This is a genomic window from Hydrocarboniphaga sp., assembly GCF_965279055.1.
Lineage (GTDB): Bacteria > Pseudomonadota > Gammaproteobacteria > Nevskiales > Nevskiaceae > Hydrocarboniphaga.
In genome coordinates this window covers 46,750-66,244 of sequence record NZ_OZ257125.1, presented here as the reverse complement: position 1 = coordinate 66,244, position 19,495 = coordinate 46,750, and the positions used below count along the sequence as shown (strand labels likewise).

The 19,495-nt window shown below is 66.8% G+C and carries 20 protein-coding genes; 13 read left to right on the top strand and 7 right to left on the bottom strand.

Features of this window, described 5'->3' with window-relative positions:
- Window positions 1-100 precede the first annotated feature (100 nt).
- The 4 genes from mgtE to mtnC all read left to right on the top strand — a co-directional run bounded on the left by mgtE (window position 101) and on the right by mtnC (window position 3,689).
- On the top strand, window positions 101-1,573 hold the full coding sequence (gene mgtE, locus ACQZF9_RS00320; RefSeq protein WP_428311292.1) for a magnesium transporter: 1,473 nt from the start codon (window positions 101-103) through the stop codon (window positions 1,571-1,573).
- A gap of 119 nt (window positions 1,574-1,692) precedes the next feature.
- A complete protein-coding gene (locus ACQZF9_RS00315; RefSeq protein WP_428311291.1) occupies window positions 1,693-2,307 on the top strand; it encodes a methylthioribulose 1-phosphate dehydratase in 615 nt (204 codons plus the stop codon).
- A complete protein-coding gene (locus tag ACQZF9_RS00310) occupies window positions 2,304-2,867 on the top strand; it encodes a 1,2-dihydroxy-3-keto-5-methylthiopentene dioxygenase (RefSeq protein ID WP_428311290.1) in 564 nt (187 codons plus the stop codon). Before ACQZF9_RS00315 ends, ACQZF9_RS00310 begins: the two co-directional genes overlap by 4 nt.
- A gap of 141 nt (window positions 2,868-3,008) precedes the next feature.
- Window positions 3,009-3,689, top strand: coding sequence for an acireductone synthase (gene mtnC, locus ACQZF9_RS00305; protein WP_428311289.1), 681 nt, complete (start codon window positions 3,009-3,011; stop codon window positions 3,687-3,689).
- 74 nt (window positions 3,690-3,763) lie between these two features.
- Here mtnC and ACQZF9_RS00300 read toward each other — a convergent pair whose 3' ends face one another.
- Entirely contained in the window at window positions 3,764-4,309 is a 546-nt protein-coding gene (locus tag ACQZF9_RS00300; protein WP_428311288.1) for a M15 family metallopeptidase, read from the bottom strand.
- Window positions 4,306-5,112, bottom strand: coding sequence for a 3'(2'),5'-bisphosphate nucleotidase CysQ (gene cysQ, locus ACQZF9_RS00295; protein ID WP_428311287.1), 807 nt, complete (start codon window positions 5,110-5,112; stop codon window positions 4,306-4,308). The genes ACQZF9_RS00300 and cysQ overlap by 4 nt, the downstream gene beginning before the upstream one ends.
- A gap of 38 nt (window positions 5,113-5,150) precedes the next feature.
- On the opposite strand from cysQ, the gene yrfG reads away from it, so the two are divergent.
- Window positions 5,151-5,828, top strand: a complete 678-nt coding sequence (gene yrfG, locus ACQZF9_RS00290) for a GMP/IMP nucleotidase (RefSeq protein ID WP_428311286.1) — start codon at window positions 5,151-5,153, stop codon at window positions 5,826-5,828.
- A gap of 97 nt (window positions 5,829-5,925) precedes the next feature.
- Here yrfG and rluD read toward each other — a convergent pair whose 3' ends face one another.
- Window positions 5,926-6,873, bottom strand: coding sequence for a 23S rRNA pseudouridine(1911/1915/1917) synthase RluD (gene rluD, locus ACQZF9_RS00285; RefSeq protein ID WP_428313485.1), 948 nt, complete (start codon window positions 6,871-6,873; stop codon window positions 5,926-5,928).
- A gap of 169 nt (window positions 6,874-7,042) precedes the next feature.
- On the opposite strand from rluD, the gene ACQZF9_RS00280 reads away from it, so the two are divergent.
- Window positions 7,043-7,987 carry an outer membrane protein assembly factor BamD gene (locus tag ACQZF9_RS00280; protein ID WP_428311285.1) on the top strand — a complete coding sequence of 315 codons (945 nt, stop codon included), beginning with the start codon at window positions 7,043-7,045 and terminating at the stop codon, window positions 7,985-7,987.
- A gap of 37 nt (window positions 7,988-8,024) precedes the next feature.
- On the opposite strand, the gene ACQZF9_RS00275 is transcribed toward ACQZF9_RS00280, so the two are convergent.
- Together ACQZF9_RS00275 and ACQZF9_RS00270 are read right to left on the bottom strand one after the other, a co-directional pair.
- Window positions 8,025-9,650 (bottom strand): NAD+ synthase, encoded by a 1,626-nt coding sequence (locus ACQZF9_RS00275; RefSeq protein WP_428311284.1) that lies wholly within the window; start codon window positions 9,648-9,650, stop codon window positions 8,025-8,027.
- A gap of 63 nt (window positions 9,651-9,713) precedes the next feature.
- Complete coding sequence (locus tag ACQZF9_RS00270; RefSeq protein WP_428311283.1) at window positions 9,714-10,079, bottom strand: Spx/MgsR family RNA polymerase-binding regulatory protein; 366 nt, start codon at window positions 10,077-10,079, stop codon at window positions 9,714-9,716.
- Between the two features lie 80 nt (window positions 10,080-10,159).
- On the opposite strand from ACQZF9_RS00270, the gene ACQZF9_RS00265 reads away from it, so the two are divergent.
- Together ACQZF9_RS00265 and ACQZF9_RS00260 are read left to right on the top strand one after the other, a co-directional pair.
- Entirely contained in the window at window positions 10,160-10,405 is a 246-nt protein-coding gene (locus ACQZF9_RS00265; protein WP_428311282.1) for a hypothetical protein, read from the top strand.
- 2 nt (window positions 10,406-10,407) lie between these two features.
- Window positions 10,408-10,836, top strand: a complete 429-nt coding sequence (locus tag ACQZF9_RS00260; RefSeq protein WP_428311281.1) for a TA system VapC family ribonuclease toxin — start codon at window positions 10,408-10,410, stop codon at window positions 10,834-10,836.
- A 129-nt stretch (window positions 10,837-10,965) separates the two neighbouring features.
- Here ACQZF9_RS00260 and sucD read toward each other — a convergent pair whose 3' ends face one another.
- Window positions 10,966-11,841 carry a succinate--CoA ligase subunit alpha gene (gene sucD / locus ACQZF9_RS00255; RefSeq protein WP_428311280.1) on the bottom strand — a complete coding sequence of 292 codons (876 nt, stop codon included), beginning with the start codon at window positions 11,839-11,841 and terminating at the stop codon, window positions 10,966-10,968.
- 4 nt (window positions 11,842-11,845) lie between these two features.
- Complete coding sequence (gene sucC / locus ACQZF9_RS00250; RefSeq protein ID WP_428311279.1) at window positions 11,846-13,012, bottom strand: ADP-forming succinate--CoA ligase subunit beta; 1,167 nt, start codon at window positions 13,010-13,012, stop codon at window positions 11,846-11,848.
- 179 nt (window positions 13,013-13,191) lie between these two features.
- Between sucC and ACQZF9_RS00245 the strand changes: the two genes are divergently transcribed.
- The 5 genes from ACQZF9_RS00245 to ACQZF9_RS00225 all read left to right on the top strand — a co-directional run bounded on the left by ACQZF9_RS00245 (window position 13,192) and on the right by ACQZF9_RS00225 (window position 19,463).
- A complete protein-coding gene (locus tag ACQZF9_RS00245; RefSeq protein WP_428311278.1) occupies window positions 13,192-13,422 on the top strand; it encodes a hypothetical protein in 231 nt (76 codons plus the stop codon).
- Window positions 13,410-15,053: a sensor histidine kinase gene (locus tag ACQZF9_RS00240; RefSeq protein ID WP_428311277.1), complete on the top strand. Its 1,644-nt coding sequence runs from the start codon at window positions 13,410-13,412 to the stop codon at window positions 15,051-15,053. The genes ACQZF9_RS00245 and ACQZF9_RS00240 overlap by 13 nt, the downstream gene beginning before the upstream one ends.
- 18 nt (window positions 15,054-15,071) lie before the next feature.
- Window positions 15,072-16,490 (top strand): sigma-54-dependent transcriptional regulator, encoded by a 1,419-nt coding sequence (locus ACQZF9_RS00235; protein ID WP_428311276.1) that lies wholly within the window; start codon window positions 15,072-15,074, stop codon window positions 16,488-16,490.
- Window positions 16,491-16,501: 11 nt separating this feature from the next.
- Window positions 16,502-18,301: a DUF885 domain-containing protein gene (locus tag ACQZF9_RS00230; protein ID WP_428311275.1), complete on the top strand. Its 1,800-nt coding sequence runs from the start codon at window positions 16,502-16,504 to the stop codon at window positions 18,299-18,301.
- 301 nt (window positions 18,302-18,602) lie between these two features.
- Window positions 18,603-19,463, top strand: a complete 861-nt coding sequence (locus ACQZF9_RS00225; RefSeq protein ID WP_428311274.1) for an outer membrane lipoprotein-sorting protein — start codon at window positions 18,603-18,605, stop codon at window positions 19,461-19,463.
- Window positions 19,464-19,495 lie beyond the last annotated feature (32 nt).

The following is a 19,495-nucleotide window of genomic DNA, read 5'->3' as shown; positions in this document are numbered from 1 at the left end:
CACAAGGCGCGGCCCTTCGGGTCGCGCCTTTTTGTTGCGCGCACGCTTTATTCACGGTGCGCATGTCGAAGCATCACCTGCGCGGCGTAAGATCGCGTCCATGAACGACGTCGCCGACGCCAGTACCGACAGCAACAGCCAGCGCCATCACTACCGGCACCTGGAACAGGCGCGCGCGCAGGTGATCGAGCTGCTGTCCCGACAGGCAGTCGAGCGCGAACTGCTGCAGCGTTCGGCGTCCGAAAACGGCCGCCAGGACGTGGTTGCGCAGCTGGTCGCGCGCCAGCACCAGGCGGCGCTGGAAACGCGCCTGGCCAGCTTTCACCCGGCCGACATCGCCTTCGTGCTGGAGAGCCTGGACCCGGACGCGCGCGATCTGGCCTGGGCGCTGGTGCGGCCAGAGCGGCGCGGCGCGGTGCTGCTCGAAACCTCGGACGCGGTGCGGCGCATGCTGGTCGCGCACATGGCGCCGGACGACATCGCCGCGGTGGTCGCGCCGCTGGATTCGGAAGACATCGCCGACCTGGTCAGCAGCCTGCCCGACGATGTCGGACAGGCGGTGCTACAGCGGCTCGACAATGCCGATCAGGCCGAAGTGCGCTCGATGCTGTCCTTCCCGGAGGACTCGGTCGGCTCGCTGATGGACCTGGATTTCGTGTCGATGCGCGAGGACACGACACTCGAAGCGGTGTTACGCCTGCTGCGCCGGCGCAAGGTACTGCCGCCGCATACGACGCAGATTTTCGTCGTCAACCGCAGCAATCATCTGCGCGGCGTGCTCCCGCTATCCCGCTTGCTGCTCGGCGAGCCGGATGCCGAAGTGGGCGCGGAAATGACCCGCGACACGATCTTTTTCTACACCGACGACCTGATGCGTGAAGCGGTCACCGCGTTCGAGAAATACGACCTGGTGTCGGCGCCGGTGGTGAATCTGCACAACCAGGTGGTCGGCCGCATCACCGTCGACGCGGTGGTCGATGAGATCAAGGAGCGCGCCAGCACCGAGAGCCTGCGCCAGGTCGGTCTGTCCGAAGAGGAAGACCTGTTCGCGCCGGTGACGCAAAGCGCGCGCAACCGCTGGCCGTGGCTGGGGCTGAACGTGCTGACCGCGTTCGTCGCCTCGCGCGTGATCGGCGAGTTCGAGGCGGTGATCGCGCAGCTGGTGGCGCTGGCCGTGCTGATGCCGATCGTCGCCAGCATCGGCGGCAACACCGGCAACCAGACCATGGCGCTGGTGATTCGCGGCCTGGCGATGGGCCAGCTCGGCGCCAGCCAGCTGCGCAAGATGCTGACCAAGGAGCTGTCGATCGCCGCGCTCAACGGCGCGGTCTGGGGCACGGCACTGGGCCTGTTCACCTTGCTGCTCTACCGCAACCTGCCACTGACCCTGGTCATCGCCGGCGCAACGATTCTCGAACTGCTGGTCGCGGCGCTGGCCGGCGTGTTCATCCCGCTGCTGCTGCAGCGCTTCGGCCGCGACCCGGTGATGGGCTCGTCGGTGATCCTGACCGCGATCACCGACAGCATGGGCTTCTTCATCTTCCTCGGCCTGGCCTCGGTGTTCCTGATCTGAGCCGGCGGAGGCATAAGCAGGCGGCCAAACGATCTTGGCGCTGACGCGACAGATTCATCCATCGCGCGCAAAATTGCCGCATTGATCCAGCTTTCGCCATCCCTTAGAGTCGCGCCCCCATGAATGCCGAGCTTGACTGCTATGCCCGCGACATGATCGCGGCCGGCGCGCTGTTCCATCAGCGCGGCTGGGTGCCGGCGACCGGCGGAAACTTTTCGGCGCGGCTGTCGTCGAATCGCATGCTGATCACCGCCTCCGGCTGGCACAAGGGCGAGCTGACGCCGGATGCCTTCCTGGTTGCGGACCTCGAAGGCCGGCCCGACGACAGCAGCCGCAAGGCCAGCTACGAAACCCTGCTGCATTGCCAGCTGTACAAGATGGATGCCGGCATCGGCGCTGCGCTGCACACGCATTCTGTTGCCAACACCCTGCTGTCGATGCGCCAGTCCAGCGTGCGTCTGGCCGGTTACGAGCTGTTGAAGCTGTTGCCGGGCATCAGCACGCATGACGCGGCAGTGGAAATCCCGGTATTTGAAAACGATCAGGACATCGCGCGTCTGGCATCCGCGATCGATGCCCATATGAAGAAGTCAGCCGCGGCCGCGTATCTGATCGCCGGCCACGGTCTTTACGCCTGGGGCAGTTCGGTGGCGCAAGCACGCCATCGCGTGGAAGCCCTGGAGTTCATGTTCGAGTGCGAGTTGAGGAAGTTAACGTTGGAGAAACACACATGAGTGAACTGCGCATCTATCCAGAAGGTTCCGCCGGCCAGCCGGAGGCCACGTACACGAGCTTCGACGACATCCGTCGCGCGCTCGACAAGATCGGCGTCGGCTTCGAGCGCTGGGAAGCGCGCAAGCAGCTCGACGATCAGGCCAGCCAGGACGAGGTGATCGAGGCCTATCGCGATTCCATCGACCGGCTGATGAAGACCTATGGCTTCAAGAGCGTCGACGTGATCAGCCTGTACGCCAGCCATCCGCAGAAGGAGGCGATGCGCGACAAGTTCCTGCACGAACACACGCACGACGATTTCGAGGTGCGCTTCTTCGTCCAGGGCGAAGGCCTGTTCAACATCCGCAAGGACGGTCGCGTCTACGGCGTGCGCTGCGTCAAGGGCGACCTGCTCAGCGTGCCGGCCCACACCACGCACTGGTTCGACATGGGCCCGAATCCGAACCTGAAAGCGATACGCCTGTTCACGACGCCGGAAGGCTGGGTCGCGAACTTCACCGGCGACAAGATCGCGGATCGTTTTCCGCGCCTCGAAGCGCCGCATTACCCGGCGGCTTGAAGTGGCGATCAAGGCGATCGTGACTGATATCGAGGGGCGAGCCGGAAATAGACGAACGTCCAGTGGACGTTCGTCCCGGCGAGCGCCCGGCCACGGATGGCCGGGCCGGACTGCGGCGCCATGGATGGCTTTGGAGAGCACATGATTCGCGCGATCGTCACTGACATCGAAGGAACAACCACTTCGATCGAGTTCGTGCACAAGAGCCTGTTCCCGTATGCGCGCGCGCATCTGCGCGGATTCCTGCGCGAGCAGGCCGGTGATCCGCTGGTGCAGGCACTGATCGACGATGTCGAAGCGGTCGTGGGCTGGGACCTGTCGATCGACGAAGCCGCCGGCGTGCTGGAGCAGTGGATAGACGAAGACCGCAAGGCCACGCCGCTGAAAACCCTGCAGGGCATGATTTGGAAAGTGGGCTACCAGGCCGGTGAATTGAAGGGTCATGTCTACGCCGACACGCCGGTCTTCCTGCGCCGCTGGCACGAACAGGGCCTGCAGCTCTACGTGTATTCCTCGGGCTCGGTCGAAGCGCAGCAGCTGATCTTCGGCCACAGCGACGCCGGCGATCTGACGCCGCTGTTCTCGGGTTACTTCGACACGCAGGTCGGCGGCAAACGCGAAGCGGCCTCGTATCGCGCGATCATCGAGCGCATTGGCATTGCGGGCAGCCAGGTGCTGTTTCTGTCGGATATCGGCGAGGAGCTCGACGCCGCCCGCGCCGCCGGCATGCAGACCTGCCAGCTGATCCGCGACGCGATCGCCAAGCCGTCCGCGGCGCATCCGCAGGCCGCGGATTTTTCGGAAGTGCGGCTGCCGGCCTGAGCTGCGCTCAAGCCCTCTCCCTCCGGGAGAGGGCAGGGTGAGGGACTCGACATTCGCGCCGATCTGCGACGCCCTCACCCGGCCCTTCGGGCCACCCTCTCCCGGAGGGAGAGGGGACTGAAACACCAGTGCCAGGGCTCGTACAGATAGCCCTGCGGATTGTCGCGCGGATAACTCATCGTGAAGCCATGTCGCGCCGCTTCGCGTTCCAACCACGCGAACGCCGCGGTGTTTTCGAAAGCCTCGTCCAAGCCGCCGCAGCCCGGCGTACCGATGTCGATCGCGCGGCCGCTGTGATGCTCGCTGTAACCCGGCGGCGCGTTGACCTTAAGCGCCATCTCGACGCTCTCGCCTTTCGCCAGACGCGAGCGCAACAGCGCAGCCTGAAACTCGACGCTGCGAAAAGCCGACACCAGCTGCAACGTGATGCCGTCGCCGGCGGCGGCTTCGCGCATCGACAGCCAGGCGCGCGCAGCGGCCGGTATCAACAGCTTGTCGCGGCCGTCGGTGCCCAGGCCGACCGGTGTCAGGCGGTGCGCTTCGCGATGGCGCTGCAGGCCGCGACGACGCAGCAGCGCGCGGTCGATGCCGAATTCCCGCAGCAGCGCGTCGACGCTCACGCCGCAATCGTCGCCAGCAGCGGCTTCCAGTCGACGCTGCAATCGCCGATCACCGCGAACAGCGGATTCAGCAGCGAATCTTTCTGGTTGTAGCGCAGCCGGCTCAGGTCCGGCAGGCGCAACACCAGCGCGCCGGCCTGCTCGGCCACGCATTGACCGGCGCCGGTGTCCCACTCCGAGGTTGGGCCGGTGCGTGGATACAGGTCGGCCTCGCCGGCCGCGATCTGGCAGAACTTCAGCGACGAGCCGCGGCTGCGCGCCTCGTGCGGCGGCGCCGCGGCGAGAAACGCTTCAAGCTCGGGATTCTTGTGCGAACGGCTGACGACGAACACCGGTATCGCCGGCGCCTTGCGCACGTGCAGCTCGCTGCGAACGCCGTCTTTGATCTGGAACGCGCCGACGCCCTGCGCGGCGAAATAACGCACATTCAAGGCCGGCGCGACGACCACGCCGAGCACCGGATAGCCGTCCTCGATCAGGGCGATGTTGACGGTGAAATCGTCGTTGCGCTTGATGAATTCCTTGGTGCCGTCGAGCGGATCGACCAGCCAGTAGCGCGACCAGGCGCGGCGCGTGTCGAAGGCGATGTCGGCGTCTTCCTCCGACAGCAGCGGAATCTGCGGCGCCAGCGTCCGCAGCTCGGCTGCGATGTGCCGGTGCGCAGCCATGTCGGCGAGCGTCACCGGCGAATGGTCGGCCTTCTCGGTGACGCCGAAATCCGCGCTGCCGCGCACCTGCATGATGCGGCGGCCGGCTTCTTCGGCGATCTCGAGCACCGCGGGCAGCAGCTCTGCGAACTTCATCTTCCGACCATTCCGGGGACAGGCTTTATCATACGGACATGAGCCCCATCCGCAGCCACTTCCGCCCCGACTGGAACGCGATCGAGCACGTGCTGCTGGACATGGACGGCACGATCCTGGATCTGGCTTTCGACAACTATTTCTGGATGGAGCTGGTGCCGCAGCGCTACGCGCTGGCGCGCGGCCTGAGCCTGCCCGCGGCGCTGGCCGAGCTGGAGCCGCAGTTCCGCGCGATCGAGCACACGCTGCCCTGGTATTGCACCGACCACTGGAGCCGCGTCACCGGCCTGAACCTGCGCCAGCTCAAGGAAGAAGTGCGCGAACGCGTCGCCTTCATCGGCGGCAGCCTGGCGTTCCTGGAGGCGATCAAGGCTTCGGGCCGGCCGCTGTTGCTGTGTACCAACGCGCACCGCGACAGCTGGGAAGTGAAGCTCGACCAGGTCGGCCTGCGGCCAATGTTCGACGCGATCGTGTCCTCGCACGACTACGGCGCGCCCAAGGAAGACCCGCGCTTCTGGGAGGCGCTGCAGAAGCAGTATCCGTTCGAGCGCAAGCGGGCTTTATTCGCGGACGACAGCCTGCCGGTGCTGCGCGCCGCGCGCGACTACGGTGTCGGCCACATCGTCGCGATGCGCCGTCCGGATTCGACGCGGCCGGCGCGCGAGATCACGGAGTTCGACTCGTCCGACGGGCTGGGGTTTTTGCTGCCGTTGTAGCGGCGCGTCAATCTGCCGCTGTAGGAGCGGACCCTGTCCGCGACTGCGCCGTCCCAGCCTCGGTCGCGGACAGGGTCCGCTCCTACAGGTTCAGCCTCTAGGGATTGAGCTTCTGCTCATCCCGCAGCAACTGCAGCAGCGCCTGGAAATCCGCCGGCGGTTCGTTGGCGAAGCTCAGCAGCTCGCCGGTGACCGGATGCTCCAGCTCCAGCGCGCGCGCATGCAGCGCCTGGCGCGGGAAGGCCATCAAGGCCTCGCGCAGCTTCAGGCTCATGCCGACGCCGCGCGCAACGCGGCCGCCGTAGAGCTGGTCGCCGACGATCGGCCATTTCAGATGCGACAGGTGCACGCGGATCTGGTGGGTGCGGCCGGTCTCCAGCTTCACCCGCAGCAGGGTGTGATGCTTGAAACGCTCCTGCACGCGGTAATGCGTGACCGCCCTGCGGCCGGCGTTGCTGACCGCCATTTTCAGCCGGTCGCGCGGATGGCGGCCGATCGGCAGGTCGATGGTGCTGCCGGCGACGATGGTGCCGGTGATCAGCGCGTCGTACTCGCGGCTGACGTCGCGGCTGGCGATCAGGTCGGCCAGATAGGTATGCGCGGTCACGGTCAGCGCCACCACCAACAGGCCCGAGGTGTCCTTGTCGAGCCGGTGGACGATGCCGGCACGCGGCACCAGCGAGGTCTGCGGGAAGTGGTACAGCAGCGCGTTCTGCAGCGTGTTGTCGCGCTGGCCGGCGCCCGGGTGCACGGTCAGGCCGGCGGGCTTGCGGATGATCGCCAGGGACTCGTCGGCGTAGACCACGTCCAGCGGCAGGTTCTGCGGCAGGATGTCGTAGTTGGCCTCGGGGATTTCGGCGCGCAGGTCGAGCACGTCGCCCTCCTTGACCGGGTCGCGGCCACGCGCCGCCGGTGCGCCGTTGAGCCACAGGCTGCCCTCGTCGATCCAGGTCTTCAGGCGCGAGCGCGAGTGGTCCGGGAACAGCTTGGCCGCGACCGCGTCCAGGCGCTGGCCGGCCAGCTCGGCCGGCACGGTTTCGACCATTTCGACGGTGGATGGAACTGAGCCCTCGGATTCGAGGTCTTCTGGGTCGTCCGGCGCCTCGGCGTTCATCGGCTATACTCCGCTGCGATTCGCAGGCTTGATTTCCATAAAGAGCTTAAGACCGCGCAGCGGCTTCCTTCTTCGCATTTTCTTCGTCCTTCTTCCGAGCATGATGAATTTCCAGCGTCTTCTGGCCGCGGCACTTGCCGCCGCGCTCGTTCTCACGGGCGCCGCCTGCTCCAACTCGAAGAAAAAGGACGACGCTTTTACCGGCCCCGAGAAAAGCGAGGCCCAGCTGCGCGCCGAAGCGGCGGCATTGTACAAGCTGGCGCGCAAGAGCCTCGACCAGAGCGATTTCACCGAAGCCGCCGAGCGTTACGACCAGCTCTCCAAGCGTTATCCGTTCACCGACTACGCCACGCAGGGCGAGATCGAGAAAACCTACGCGCTGTACCGCGGCTACGACGCCGACAAGGCGCTGACCGCGGCCGACAAGTTCATCCGCGAACATCCGCGTAATCCGTCGATCGACTACGTGCAGTACCTCAAGGGCCTGACCAACTTCAACCGCGAGGCGTCCTTCAGCAGCATGCTCGGCGTCAGCAGCGCCAAGGGCGACATCACCAACTATCGGCGCAGCTACGACGACTTCGCGCTGCTGATCCAGAAGTACCCGACCAGCCGCTACGTCGGCGATTCGCGCCAGCGCATGATCTATCTGCGCAACATCCTCGCCGAGCACGAGCTGGGCGTGGTCGAGTTCTATTACGGCAGCCGCGGCGCCTACCTGGCCGCGGCCAAGCGCGCCGAGCAGATCGTCGCGCAGTACCCGGGCGCGCCGGCCAGCTATCGCGCGCTGGATCTGATGGAGAAGAGCTACCGCAAGGCCGGCCTCAACCAGCAGGCCGACGACGCGGCGCGAATTCTCGCGGCGCAGCCGTCCGAAGCAACGCTGGAGAAGCAGTCGGCCGCGGCGGACAACAGCCCGTCGTGGATCGATCGCCTGCTCAAGCGCGACGCCGGCACTGCCGATGCGCCCGCACCGCCGGCGGCAGCCGATCCGAATGCGGCCGTGGTTCCGTCCGAGCCGGCAGCGGCTGCTTCAACGCCGTAACTTCTTACCCTCTCCCCTTGTGGGAGAGGGTTAAAAACTACAAATCCCCGTACTGCGCCGTCAGCGGATAACGCCGCTCGCGGCCGAAAGCGCGGTGCGTGACTTTCGGCCCCGGCGGCGCCTGGCGGCGTTTGTATTCAGAGCGACGCACCAGGCCGGCGACCTTGCGCACGTCGGCCTCGCTGAAGCCCATCGCGACGATTTCCGGAATCGAGCGGCAATCCTCGACATAGGCCTGCAGGATCGGATCGAGCACCTCGTACGGCGGCAGTGAATCCGAGTCCTTCTGCTCGTGGCGCAGCTCGGCGCTGGGCTCGCGCGTGATCACGCGCTCCGGAATCACCGGCTGGCCGGCCGGCGCCAGCGTGTTGCGATAGATCGCGAGCCGGTAGACCAGCGTCTTGTAGACGTCCTTGATCGGCGCGAATCCGCCGCACATGTCGCCGTACAGCGTCGCGTAGCCGACCGCCATCTCGCTCTTGTTGCCGGTGGTCAGCACGACATTGCCGAACTTGTTCGACAGCGCCATCAGCAGCACGCCGCGGCAGCGCGACTGCAGGTTTTCTTCGGTCAGATCCGGCTTGCGGCCGGCGAAACTCGGTGCGAGCAAGCGGTCGAAGGCCTGGTAGGCGTCCTCGATCGGACAAGTCGAATAGCGGATGCCGAGTGCCTCGGCCTCGAGGCGCGCGTCGTCGTTGGACATGTCCATCGTGTAGCGCGACGGCATCGACACCGCCCAGACGCGCTCGGGACCGAGTGCGTCGGCGGCGATCGCCGCGATCAGCGCACTGTCGATGCCGCCGGACAGGCCCACCAGCGCGCCGGGAAAACCGTTGCGATCGACGTAGTCGCGGGTCGCCTGCACCAGCGCCGCGTAGACGCGCGCCTCGTCGCTGGTGGTCGGCGCAATGCTGCCGCTGAACCGACCGTCCTTAAAGCGCACCGGAAACACGTCCTCGACGAATTCCGGCGCACTGAAACCGACGCTGCCGTCGCCGTTGACCGCGATCGAGCCGCCGTCGAATACCAGGTCGTCCTGACCGCCGACCAGGTTGACGTACAGGATCGGCAGCCCGGTTTCCGCTGCACGCTCGCGCAGCACTGCCAGGCGTTCACGCGCCTTGGTCTGCTCGAAAGGCGAGGCGTTGATGTTGATCAGCAGCTCCGCGCCGCCGGCTTTCGCCAGCGCCGCAGGGCCGGGCCCCCAGACGTCTTCGCAAATGCAAAGCCCGAGCTTGCGGCCCTTGAGCTCGAACACCGGCGTCTCGACGCCGGCAGTGAAATGGCGCTTTTCGTCGAATACGCCGTAGTTCGGCAGCAACTGCTTGCGGCCGCGCGCGACGATCGCGCCGTCGCGGATCACCAGCGCCGCGTTGTACAGCAGACCGTCCGCGTACTCGGGCAGCCCGACGATCAGCGTGATGCCGCGCACTTCGCTCAGCAGCCGCTCGACACCGGCGGCGATCGCCTGCGGCAACGCGGTTCGCAGCAGCAGATCGTCGGGCGGATAGCCGATCAGCGCCAGCTCCGGGCAGGCGACCAGGTCGGCGCCGAGTTCGTCGCGCGCGCGCGTCGCCGCCTGGATGATGCGGCCGACGTTGCCGGCGATATCGCCGACCCAGCAATTGATCTGCGCCAGCGCGAAAGTGAGGGTCTGCGACATGCGCCGATTATCCCAGAATCGCGCGCACGGCTGGCGGCGCGAGCATCACGATGGGCGTGCCGGCTAGCTGACTACAGCCGCGAGGCGCGCGACCACGGCCGCCTCATCGGCCTTGGCGAACCCCACCGCCAGGCCGCCCGGATAAGCGAACACAGGCCGTTTGACCAGGGACGGCTCGCGCGCCAGCAGCGCCGCGGCATTGGCTGCGCTCAGGCCATCGCGGGTTTTGTCATCGAGCTTGCGCCAGGTCGTGCCCTTGCGATTGACGACGACGTCGACGCCCAGCGCGGCGATCCAGCCCTGCGCGGTTTCCCTGCTCAAACCGGCGCTCTTGAAATCGTGGAACTGGAAGGCGATGCCGGCCGCGTCCAGCGCCTTCAGCGCGCGTTGAACGGTGTCGCAATTCTTGATGCCGTAAACGGTGAGCATGGGCCGGATAGAGCTGGAGTGGCACGACGATGGACCGCAGTGTAGCATCTGATGCAAACGCATCACATGCACAATCCGCAATGAGAACCACGCTCGATATCGACGACGATCTGCTCAGCGCCGCCAAGGAGCTGGCGCGGCGCGAGCAGAGCACCGCGGGCGCGGTGATCTCGCGGCTACTGCGCGCCGCGCTGACCCGGCGTTCGGCCGAGCCGCTGGCCACCGCCGAGCCGGCCGCGGTCTACGGCTTCCGCGCGCTGCCGGCCAGCGGCGCGCTGGTCACCAACGAGCTGGTCAACAAGTTGCGCGAGGACGAGGGCATCTGAGCGTGCGCGCGCTGCTCGACGTCAACGTGCTGATCGCGCTGTTCGACGCCGCGCACGTCCATCACCGCACCGCCAGCGACTGGCTGGGCGCCAACATCGATCACGGCTGGGCCTCGTGCCCGCTGACCCAGAACGGCTGCCTGCGCATCCTGTCGCAGCCGCGTTATCCGAATGCGGTGCCGCTGGCCGAGGCGGCGGCACGTCTCGGCGAGGCCGCGCGCCACGTCGCCCACCAGTTCTGGCCCGACGACATCAGCCTGCTCGACGCCGGCACCACGCGCTGGGACCGCCTGCTGAGCGGCACGCTGCTGACCGACGCCTACCTGCTGGCGCTGGCGGTGCGCCGCGGTGGGCGCTTGGTGACCTTCGATCGGGCAGTGCCGCGCGGCGCGATTGCGGGAGCCAACGCAGAGCACCTGGTGCTGTTGTAGCCCGGGTGAAACCCGGGGCCGGCTGCCGAGATTGCCTGCCAGACCCCGGGTTTCACCCGGGCTACGCTTACGTCAGAGCCAACGCAAAAGGCCCGCTTTCGCGGGCCTTTTGCGTCATAACGACAGCGCTTACTTCAGCAGCGACAGCATCGCCGCGCCGAGGTCGGCCGGCGAGCGGACGGTCTTGACGCCGGCGGCTTCCAGCGCGGCGAACTTCTCGTCGGCGGTGCCCTTGCCGCCGGCGATGATCGCGCCGGCGTGGCCCATGCGCTTGCCCGCCGGGGCGGTGACGCCGGCGATGTAAGCAACGACCGGCTTCTTGACGTGGGCCTTGATGTATTCGGCCGCTTCTTCTTCGGAGGAGCCGCCGATTTCGCCGACCATGATGATGCCTTCGGTCGCCGGGTCCTTTTCGAACAGCGAGATCACGTCGATGAAGCCCAGGCCGCGAACCGGGTCGCCGCCGATGCCGACGCAGGTGCTCTGGCCGAGGCCGTTCTGCGTGGTCTGGTGCACGGTTTCATACGTCAGCGTGCCCGAGCGCGACACCACGCCGATCTTGCCCGGCTTGTGGATATGCCCCGGCATGATGCCGATCTTGCATTCGCCCGGCGTGATCACGCCCGGGCAGTTCGGGCCGATCAGCACGCTGCCCGGATAGTTGGCGCGCAGCGCCGCCTTGACCTTGACCATGTCGATCACCGGGATACCTTCGGTGATGCAGATGATGACCTTGATGCCCGCGTCCGCGGCTTCGAGGATCGCGTCGGCCGCGCCCGGCGCCGGCACGTAGATCATCGTCGCCTCGGCGCCGGTCTGCTTCACCGCGTCGTGCGCGGTGTTGAACACCGGCAGGCTCAGGTGGCTGCCGCCGCCCTTGCCGGGGCTGACGCCGCCGACCATCTTGGTGCCGTAGGCGATCGCCTGTTCGGAATGGAAAGTGCCCTGCTTGCCGGTGAAACCCTGGCAGATGACGCGGGTGTTCTTGTCGATCAGGATGGACATGCGCTTACTTTCCTTCGGCCAGACGAACGACCGTCTGCGCCGCTTCGGTGAGGTCGGAGACCGGCGTCACGGCCAGGCCGGATTCGCGCAGCAGGGCCTGGCCCTTCTCCATGTTGGTGCCCTGCAGACGGGCGACGACCGGGATCTTCAGGCCGGTCTGCTTGACCGCGGCGATGATGCCTTCCGCGATCAGGTCGCAGCGCACGATGCCGCCGAAGATGTTGATGAAGATCGCCTTGACCGTCGGGCTGCTGGTGATCAGCTTGAACGCCTCGGTGACCTTTTCGGCGGTGGTGCCGCCGCCGACGTCGAGGAAGTTGGCCGGCTGGCCGCCATGCAATTTGACGATGTCCATCGTCGCCATCGCCAGGCCCGCGCCGTTGACCATGCAGCCGATGTTGCCTTCCAGCGTCACGTAGTTCAGGTCGTACTTGGCGGCGGCACGCTCGACTTCGTCTTCCTGGCTCGGATCACGCTGGCTGGCGATCTCCTTCTGGCGGAACAGCGCGTTGTCGTCGAAGTTCAGCTTGCCGTCGAGGGCCATCAGGCCGCCCTCCTTGGTGACGATCAGCGGGTTGATCTCGACCAGGCTGCAGTCGCATTCCATGAAAATTTTGTACAGACCGTTCAGCACCTTGGTGAACTGGTCGGCCTGCTCTTTGTTCAGGTCCATGAAGAACGCCAGTTCGCGCGCCTGGTAGGGCTGCAGGCCGGCGGCCGGCGACACGAACACGTGCTTGATGCGCTCCGGCGTGTTGTGCGCCACTTCCTCGATGTCCATGCCGCCATCGCTGGAGGCCATGAACACGATCTTTTCCTGGGTGCGATCGATCAGCGCCGACAGGTACAGCTCGCGGGCGATGTTGCTGGGCTTCTCGACGTACACCGAGTTCACCGGCAGACCCTTGGCGTCGGTCTGGATCGTGACCAGGTTCTTGCCGAGCATGCCCTTGGCCGCTTCCTCGGCCGCATCCGGGCCGGTGACCAGCTTGACGCCGCCGGCCTTGCCACGCGCGCCGGCGTGAACCTGCGCTTTGACAACGACTTTTTCGGTGCCGAGTTGCTTGGCGACTGCGCGGGCAGCCTCCGGGCTTTCAGCCAGGTGGCCTTCCGGAACCGGAATGCCGTAACGGGCGAAGAGGGCCTTCGCCTGGTATTCGTGGAGATTCATTGGTTTCTCGCAGTGTGAGCGCGCGGATTTTCCACTAAATAGTAAGTCTTCGCAAAACAAACCCAGCGGTTGGTAAGAAATTTGTCAATGGCAGCCGCGCCCTGCCGCCAAAGCGGCGTCAGGCCGTATCCTTGCGTCCTGCGCCGGTGCCTCCCCCGGCTCCCCAACTGGATCGATCGATGAACCTCCGTCTGCTTGTCCTGCTCGCGCTGGCCTGGGTGGCCTGGCGCTTCTGGCAGCAATGGCAGCGGCGCAGCCGCGATCTCGGCGCGCAGCGGCCTCCCGAAGCCCCGCCTCGCAAACCCGGTGCCGAGCCCTTCGAACTGATGCAGCGCTGCGTCCAATGCGGCACCTACCTGCCGAGCACCGCGCTGTCTCGCAGCGGACGCTGCGGCCGATGCTCGGACTAGCCAGGAAAAACCGGGCGGATACCGAACCCGCTGGCGGCGGCGACACCGCCGCCCCGGAGGAATGGCGCGTCCTGCGCCTGCTGTCCCTGTACCGGCTGATGCTGGTGGCGCTGCTCATCGTCGCCGTCGAAAGCGGCTTTGCGCCGCGCATCTTCGACGGCCTCGGCAGCAGCCGGCTGCAGCTGGCGGCGCTGGTCTACGGCGTGGTCTCGCTGCTGCTGATGGCCCTGGTGCAGCGGCGCCGGCCGGCGCTGGTGGAAACCCAGGCGCATCTGCATCTGCTCGGCGATCTGAGCAGCCTGAGCCTGCTGATCTATGCCTGCGGCGGCGTACCCACCGGCCTCGGCGCTCTGGTGATCACGCCGGTGGTCGGCGGCGCGCTGGTGCTGTCGCCGCGCATGGCGATGCTGCAGGCGGCGCTGGCGACGATCGCGATGTTCGGCGTCGAGATCGCGCGCCGCTACGACCAGCACTTCGACGCCAACGATTTCACCGCCGCCGGCGTGCTCGGCCTGATGCTGTTCGGCGCCAGCATCGCCGCCAACGCGGTGGCGCAGCGCGCGCGCAAGAGCGAGGCGCTGGCCGAACTGGTCGGCAGCGAATTCGCCGACCTGTCCGAGCTCAACGAAAGCATCGTCTCGGGCATGCACACCGGCGTGCTGGTGGTCGATCCGGACCGGCGCATCCGCCGGCTCAACCCGGCGGCGCGGCGTCTGATGCAGCTCTCCGGCGAGGCCGAGAACCGGCTGATCGAGCTGGAGGCGCCGGCGCTGGCCGCACGCCTGCGCCAGTGGCGCATCGAAGGCATCGCCTCGGGCGCGCCGATCGAGTCGCGCCCCGGCGCCGCCGAAGTGGTGCCGCGGTTTTCACGGCTCGGCAGCGGCCTGCGGGCGCCGATCCTGGTGCTGCTGGAAGACGCCGGGCTGATGCGCGAGCAGGCGCAGCAGATGAAGCTGGCCGCGCTCGGCCGGCTGTCGGCGAACATCGCGCATGAAATCCGCAACCCGCTGTCGGCGATCCACCAGGCCAGCCAGCTGCTGGCCGAGGCCGAGGTGTTCGAGGCCGAGGGCCAGTCGCAGAACCGGCGGCTGCTGGACATGATCCAGCGCCACGGCCGTCGTATCGACAAGATCGTGCAGGACGTGCTGGCGATGTCGCGGCGCGAACCGCCGCAGCCGCAGACCCTGGCGCTGAAGGACTATCTGGTGCGCGCCAGCGGGCTGTATCAGGAAAGCTATTCCGATCGGCCGCGGCCGATCGAGATCCTCGAAATCGCCGCCAGCCTGCAGGTGCGCTTCGACCCGAATCACCTGCAGCAGATCCTGTTCAATCTCTGGGACAACGCCTTCATGCATGGCGGCGCCGGCGAGGTGCTGGTGATGCTCGACGCCGGCATCGACGAGCAGCAGCACGCCTGGCTGGAAGTCAGCGACAACGGCCCCGGCATCGCCGAAGCGCTGCGCGAGCGCATGTTCGAGCCGTTCTTCACCACCGCTCATCAGGGCACCGGCCTCGGGCTTTTCTTGACCCGCGAGCTTTGTGAATACAATCAGGCGCGCATCGCCTACCGGCCGGCCGAAGGCCGCGGCGCCTGCTTCCGGCTGACGTTCGCCCACACTGCCGCTGCCTGATCGAGCGCTGATCGACCGATGACCCGAGCCGCCGGCAAATCCCCGTCCACCGCCACCGCGCTGATCGTCGACGACGAGGCGGACATTCGCGAGCTGATCGAAATCACGCTGCTGCGCATGGGCGTGCGCACCGAGGCCGCGGCCGACCTGGCGCAGGCGCGCGCGCTGCTGGCCGAGCGTCGCTTCGACTTCTGCTTCACCGACATGCGCCTGCCCGACGGCAACGGCATCGAGCTGGTGCACGAGGTCCAGAAACACTGGCCGGGCATGCCGATCGCGGTCATCACCGCGCATGGCAATGCCCAGGCCGCGGTCGAAAGCCTGAAGGCCGGCGCCTTCGACTTCGTCTCCAAGCCGGTGGACCTGACGATGCTGCGCAAGCTGGTCGAGGCCGGCCTGCGGCTCAAGGCCGGCGACGCCAGTGCCGCGGCCGGCGGCGCGCCGACCACGGCGGCCGACGATTGCGGCGGGCTGCTCGGCCGCGATCCGTCGATCGAACATCTGCGCGGCATGATCGAGCGCCTCGCGCGCAGCCAGGCGCCGGTGCATATCTGCGGCGAATCCGGCACCGGCAAGGAGCTGGTCGCGCGGCTGATCCACCAGCGCGGCCCGCGCGCGGCCGCGGCCTTCGTGCCGGTGAACTGCGGCGCGATCCCCGGCGAGCTGATGGAGAGCGAATTCTTCGGCCACCTGAAAGGCAGCTTCACCGGCGCGCTGCGCGACAAGGCCGGCCTGTTTCAAGCCGCGGAGGGCGGAACGCTGTTTCTCGACGAGGTCGCCGATCTGCCGCTGCACATGCAGGTGAAACTGCTGCGCGCGCTGCAGGAGCGGCGCGTGCGCCAGGTCGGCAGCGAAAGCGAAATGGCGGTCAACGTGCGCATCATTTCGGCCACGCATCGCGACCTCGCCGCGCTGGTCGCCAGCGGCGCATTCCGCCAGGATCTTTATTACCGGCTCAACGTCATCGAGGTGCGCACGCCGCCGCTGCGCGAACGCCGCGGCGATATTGCGCTGCTCGCCTCCAGCATTCTCGGCCGGCTCGCGATCGAGAACGGCCAGCGTCCGCAGCTCGACGCCGACGCGCTGCAAAAGCTCGCCGCCTACGATTTCCCCGGCAATGTGCGCGAGCTGGAAAACGTGCTGGAGCGCGCGATCACCTTGTCCGACGGCCAGCGCATCAGCGCCGACGATCTGCAGCTGCGCTCGGCCGCACGCGACACCAGCGCCGAGCCGCGCGCGCAGCCGGCTGCGCAAGCCGCAGCCGACAGCGGCAGCGGCGGCGCAGCGCCGCTGGACGCGCGCATCGAGGAGATCGAAAAGCACGCGATCCGCGAGGCGCTGGAGAAAGCGCGCTACAACAAGACCCGCGCCGCCGAGCTGCTCGGCATGAGCTTCCGCCAGCTGCGCTACAAGCTGAAAAAACTCAACATCGACTGAGCCACACGACCATGAAGAAGACCGCGTTCGCGGCTGCGCTGCTGCTGATTCTCGCCGGCTGCAAACCCGAGGCCCCGCCGGCGACCACCGCCGCGACGCCGACGACGCAGGCGCCGAAAGCCGATGAGCAGGCCGCGGCGCTGCAAAAACTGTTCGCCGACGAATGGCAGCGCATGCTGGCCGAGTCGCCGCTGACCGCGACCTATCTCGGCGACAGCCGCTACAACGACCGCTGGGACGACCTCAGTCCCGAGGCCTTCGCCAGGCGCCAGCAGGCCGCACAGGCGGCGCTGGACAAGCTCAAGAGCATCGACCGCGGCGCGCTCAGCGCCGAGCAGCAGCTGAACTACGATCTGTTCAAGCTGCAGACCGAAGACGGCATCGAGAGCTACCGGTACGGCGCACAGCTGCGGCCGGTGGATCAGCGCGGCGGCCTGCAGACCATCAGCGAAGTGCTGGAGGCGATGCGCTTCGAAAAACCGGTCGACTATCAGAACTGGACAAAGCGACTGCAGGCGTTCGGCACGCTCACCGACCAGACCATCGCGCTGATGAAGCTCGGCGTCGCGCAGGGCCGCACCTATCCGCGCGTGATCATGCAGCGGGTGCCGGGGCAGATCGCCAAGCAGATCGTCAGCGATCCGAAACAGAGCCCGCTGTACGCGCCGTTCGCGAACATGCCGGCGGACATCGCCGATGGCGACGCGCTGCGCGCCGCCGGTGAAGCGGCGATCCGCGAGCAGGTGTTGCCGGCGTTCCAGCGCTTCCAGGCCTATTTCAACAACGAGTACCTGCCGGCCTGCAACGAGGCGCCGGGCCTGTCGGCGCAACCGCAGGGCGCGGAGTTCTACGCCTACCTGGCGCGTCATCACACGACGACCAGCCTGACGCCGGACCAGATTCACGACATCGGCCTGAAGGAAGTCGCGCGCATCCGCGCCGAGATGGAGACGATCAAGACCCAGGTCGGTTTCAAGGGCGACCTGCACGCGTTCTTCAACTACCTGCGCAGCGATCCGAAATTCTTCTATAAAACGCCGCAGGAACTGTTCGACGGCTATGCGGTGATCGCCAAGCGCATCGATCCCGAGCTGGTGCGGCTGTTCGGCAAGCTGCCGCGTACGCCCTACGGCGTGCGCGCGATCCCGGACATTTCCGCGCCGGACACCACCACCGCCTACTACTATCCGCCGGCCGCCGACGGCAGCCGCGCCGGCTATTACTACGTGAACCTGTACAAGCCGGAGACGCGGCCGAAATGGGAGATGGAGGCGCTGACCTCGCACGAGTCGGTGCCCGGCCATCACCTGCAGCTGGCGTTGCAGACCGAGCTCGGCGACATGCCGGAGTTCCGCAAGAACGGAGAAGGTTTCACCGCCTATGTCGAAGGCTGGGGCCTGTACTCGGAGTCCCTCGGCGGCGAGCTGGGCCTGTACAAGGACCCCTACTCCAAGTTCGGCCAGCTGACTTACGAGATGTGGCGCGCGGTGCGCCTGGTGGTCGACACCGGCCTTCACGCCAAGGGCTGGACGCGGCAGCAGGCGATCGACTACTTCGCCGACAACGCCGCGAAAACGCCGCTGGACATCGCCAACGAAATCGACCGCTACATGGCGATGCCCGGACAGGCGCTGGCCTACAAGATCGGCGAGCTCAAGATCAAGGAGCTGCGCGCCCGCGCGCAGACGAAGCTGGGCGACAAGTTCGACATCCGCGGCTTCCACGACGAGGTGCTGTCCAGCGGCGCGGTGCCCTTGAACATTCTCGAGCAGCGCGTCGATGCCTGGATTGCGGCGCAGGCGGCCCAGTAGCGTTCGATGCGTCCCTCGATACGCCTCGCAAGCGAGGCTACTCGGGATGAACGGGGTTTAGCGCAATCTCCGTTTCTTCCGAGTATCAAAGCGCCCCTCGATACGTCTGGCAAACGAGGCGACCTGCAAGGAACGGGGTTTAGCGCAAAACGCCGTTCCTCCCAAGTAGCGCCTTTCAAGGCGCGTATCGAGGGACGCAGGCGCCCGCCGCCAAGGGAAATCGCTCAGGCGCCCGCGCCAGGGTGAGCTAGACTTCGGCACCGACACCACAACGACGGCGCGCTGGCGCCAGGAACTGCACATGAAGTCCGCTTTCGTCCGCGCCGCCTCCGGTTTCGCCGCCCTGCTCGTCGCCGGCAGCGCCCTGGCCGCCAGCACCAAGCCTGCCGCTCCGGCTGCTGAAGCAGAAGCCGCGACGCGCCCAGCGCTGAACGTCGCCACCGCGACGATCAACGAGATCAATGCCTGCAGCCGCAGCAATCTCGCCGACCGCGGCTCGCTGCGCGACATCACGCTCAAGTCCAAGGGACGCGATGGCAAGGAGCGCACGCTCAAGCTCAAGCTGTTCTGGAAACCGGCCAAGGGCACCGGCGAAGGCCGCCTCAACGTGCGCGTGGTCGAGCCCAAGGACCTGGCCGGCTCCAGCTACCTGCTGGTGCAGAAGGAAGGCGCCGAGCAGCTGTATTTCTACCTGCCGGCCGCCAACAAGGTGCAGCAGGTCAGCGGCGACGATCTGAACCGCCCGCTGTGGGGCACCGACCTGTCCTACTCCGATCTGAAGCAGCTGCAGGGCCTGGCCGCGACCGGACCGACCACGCGCATCGCCGACCAGGTGGTCGCCGGCCATCCCAGCTACGTGCTGGAAACCAAGCTCGACGCCGCGACGCCGACCTACGCGATGATGCGCTCCTACGTCGACCAGAAGAGCTGCGTGCCGCTGCGCTCGGACTTCCTCGACAAGAGCGGCAAGACGGTCAAGCAGCTGGAAGCCGACGCGACGACGCTGAGCCAGCTCGACCCGTACTGGTTCGTCACCGCGTACACGATGAAAGACCTGGTGCGTAACAGCCAGACCGGTATCGAGCTCTCCGACGTGTTCCTGCTCGAACAGCTGTCCGAGAAGAACTTCGCGCCGGACACCTTCTACCTGAAGAACGAATAAGCGCAGCGCGCCCAGCCGCGGTTTCGGGGGAA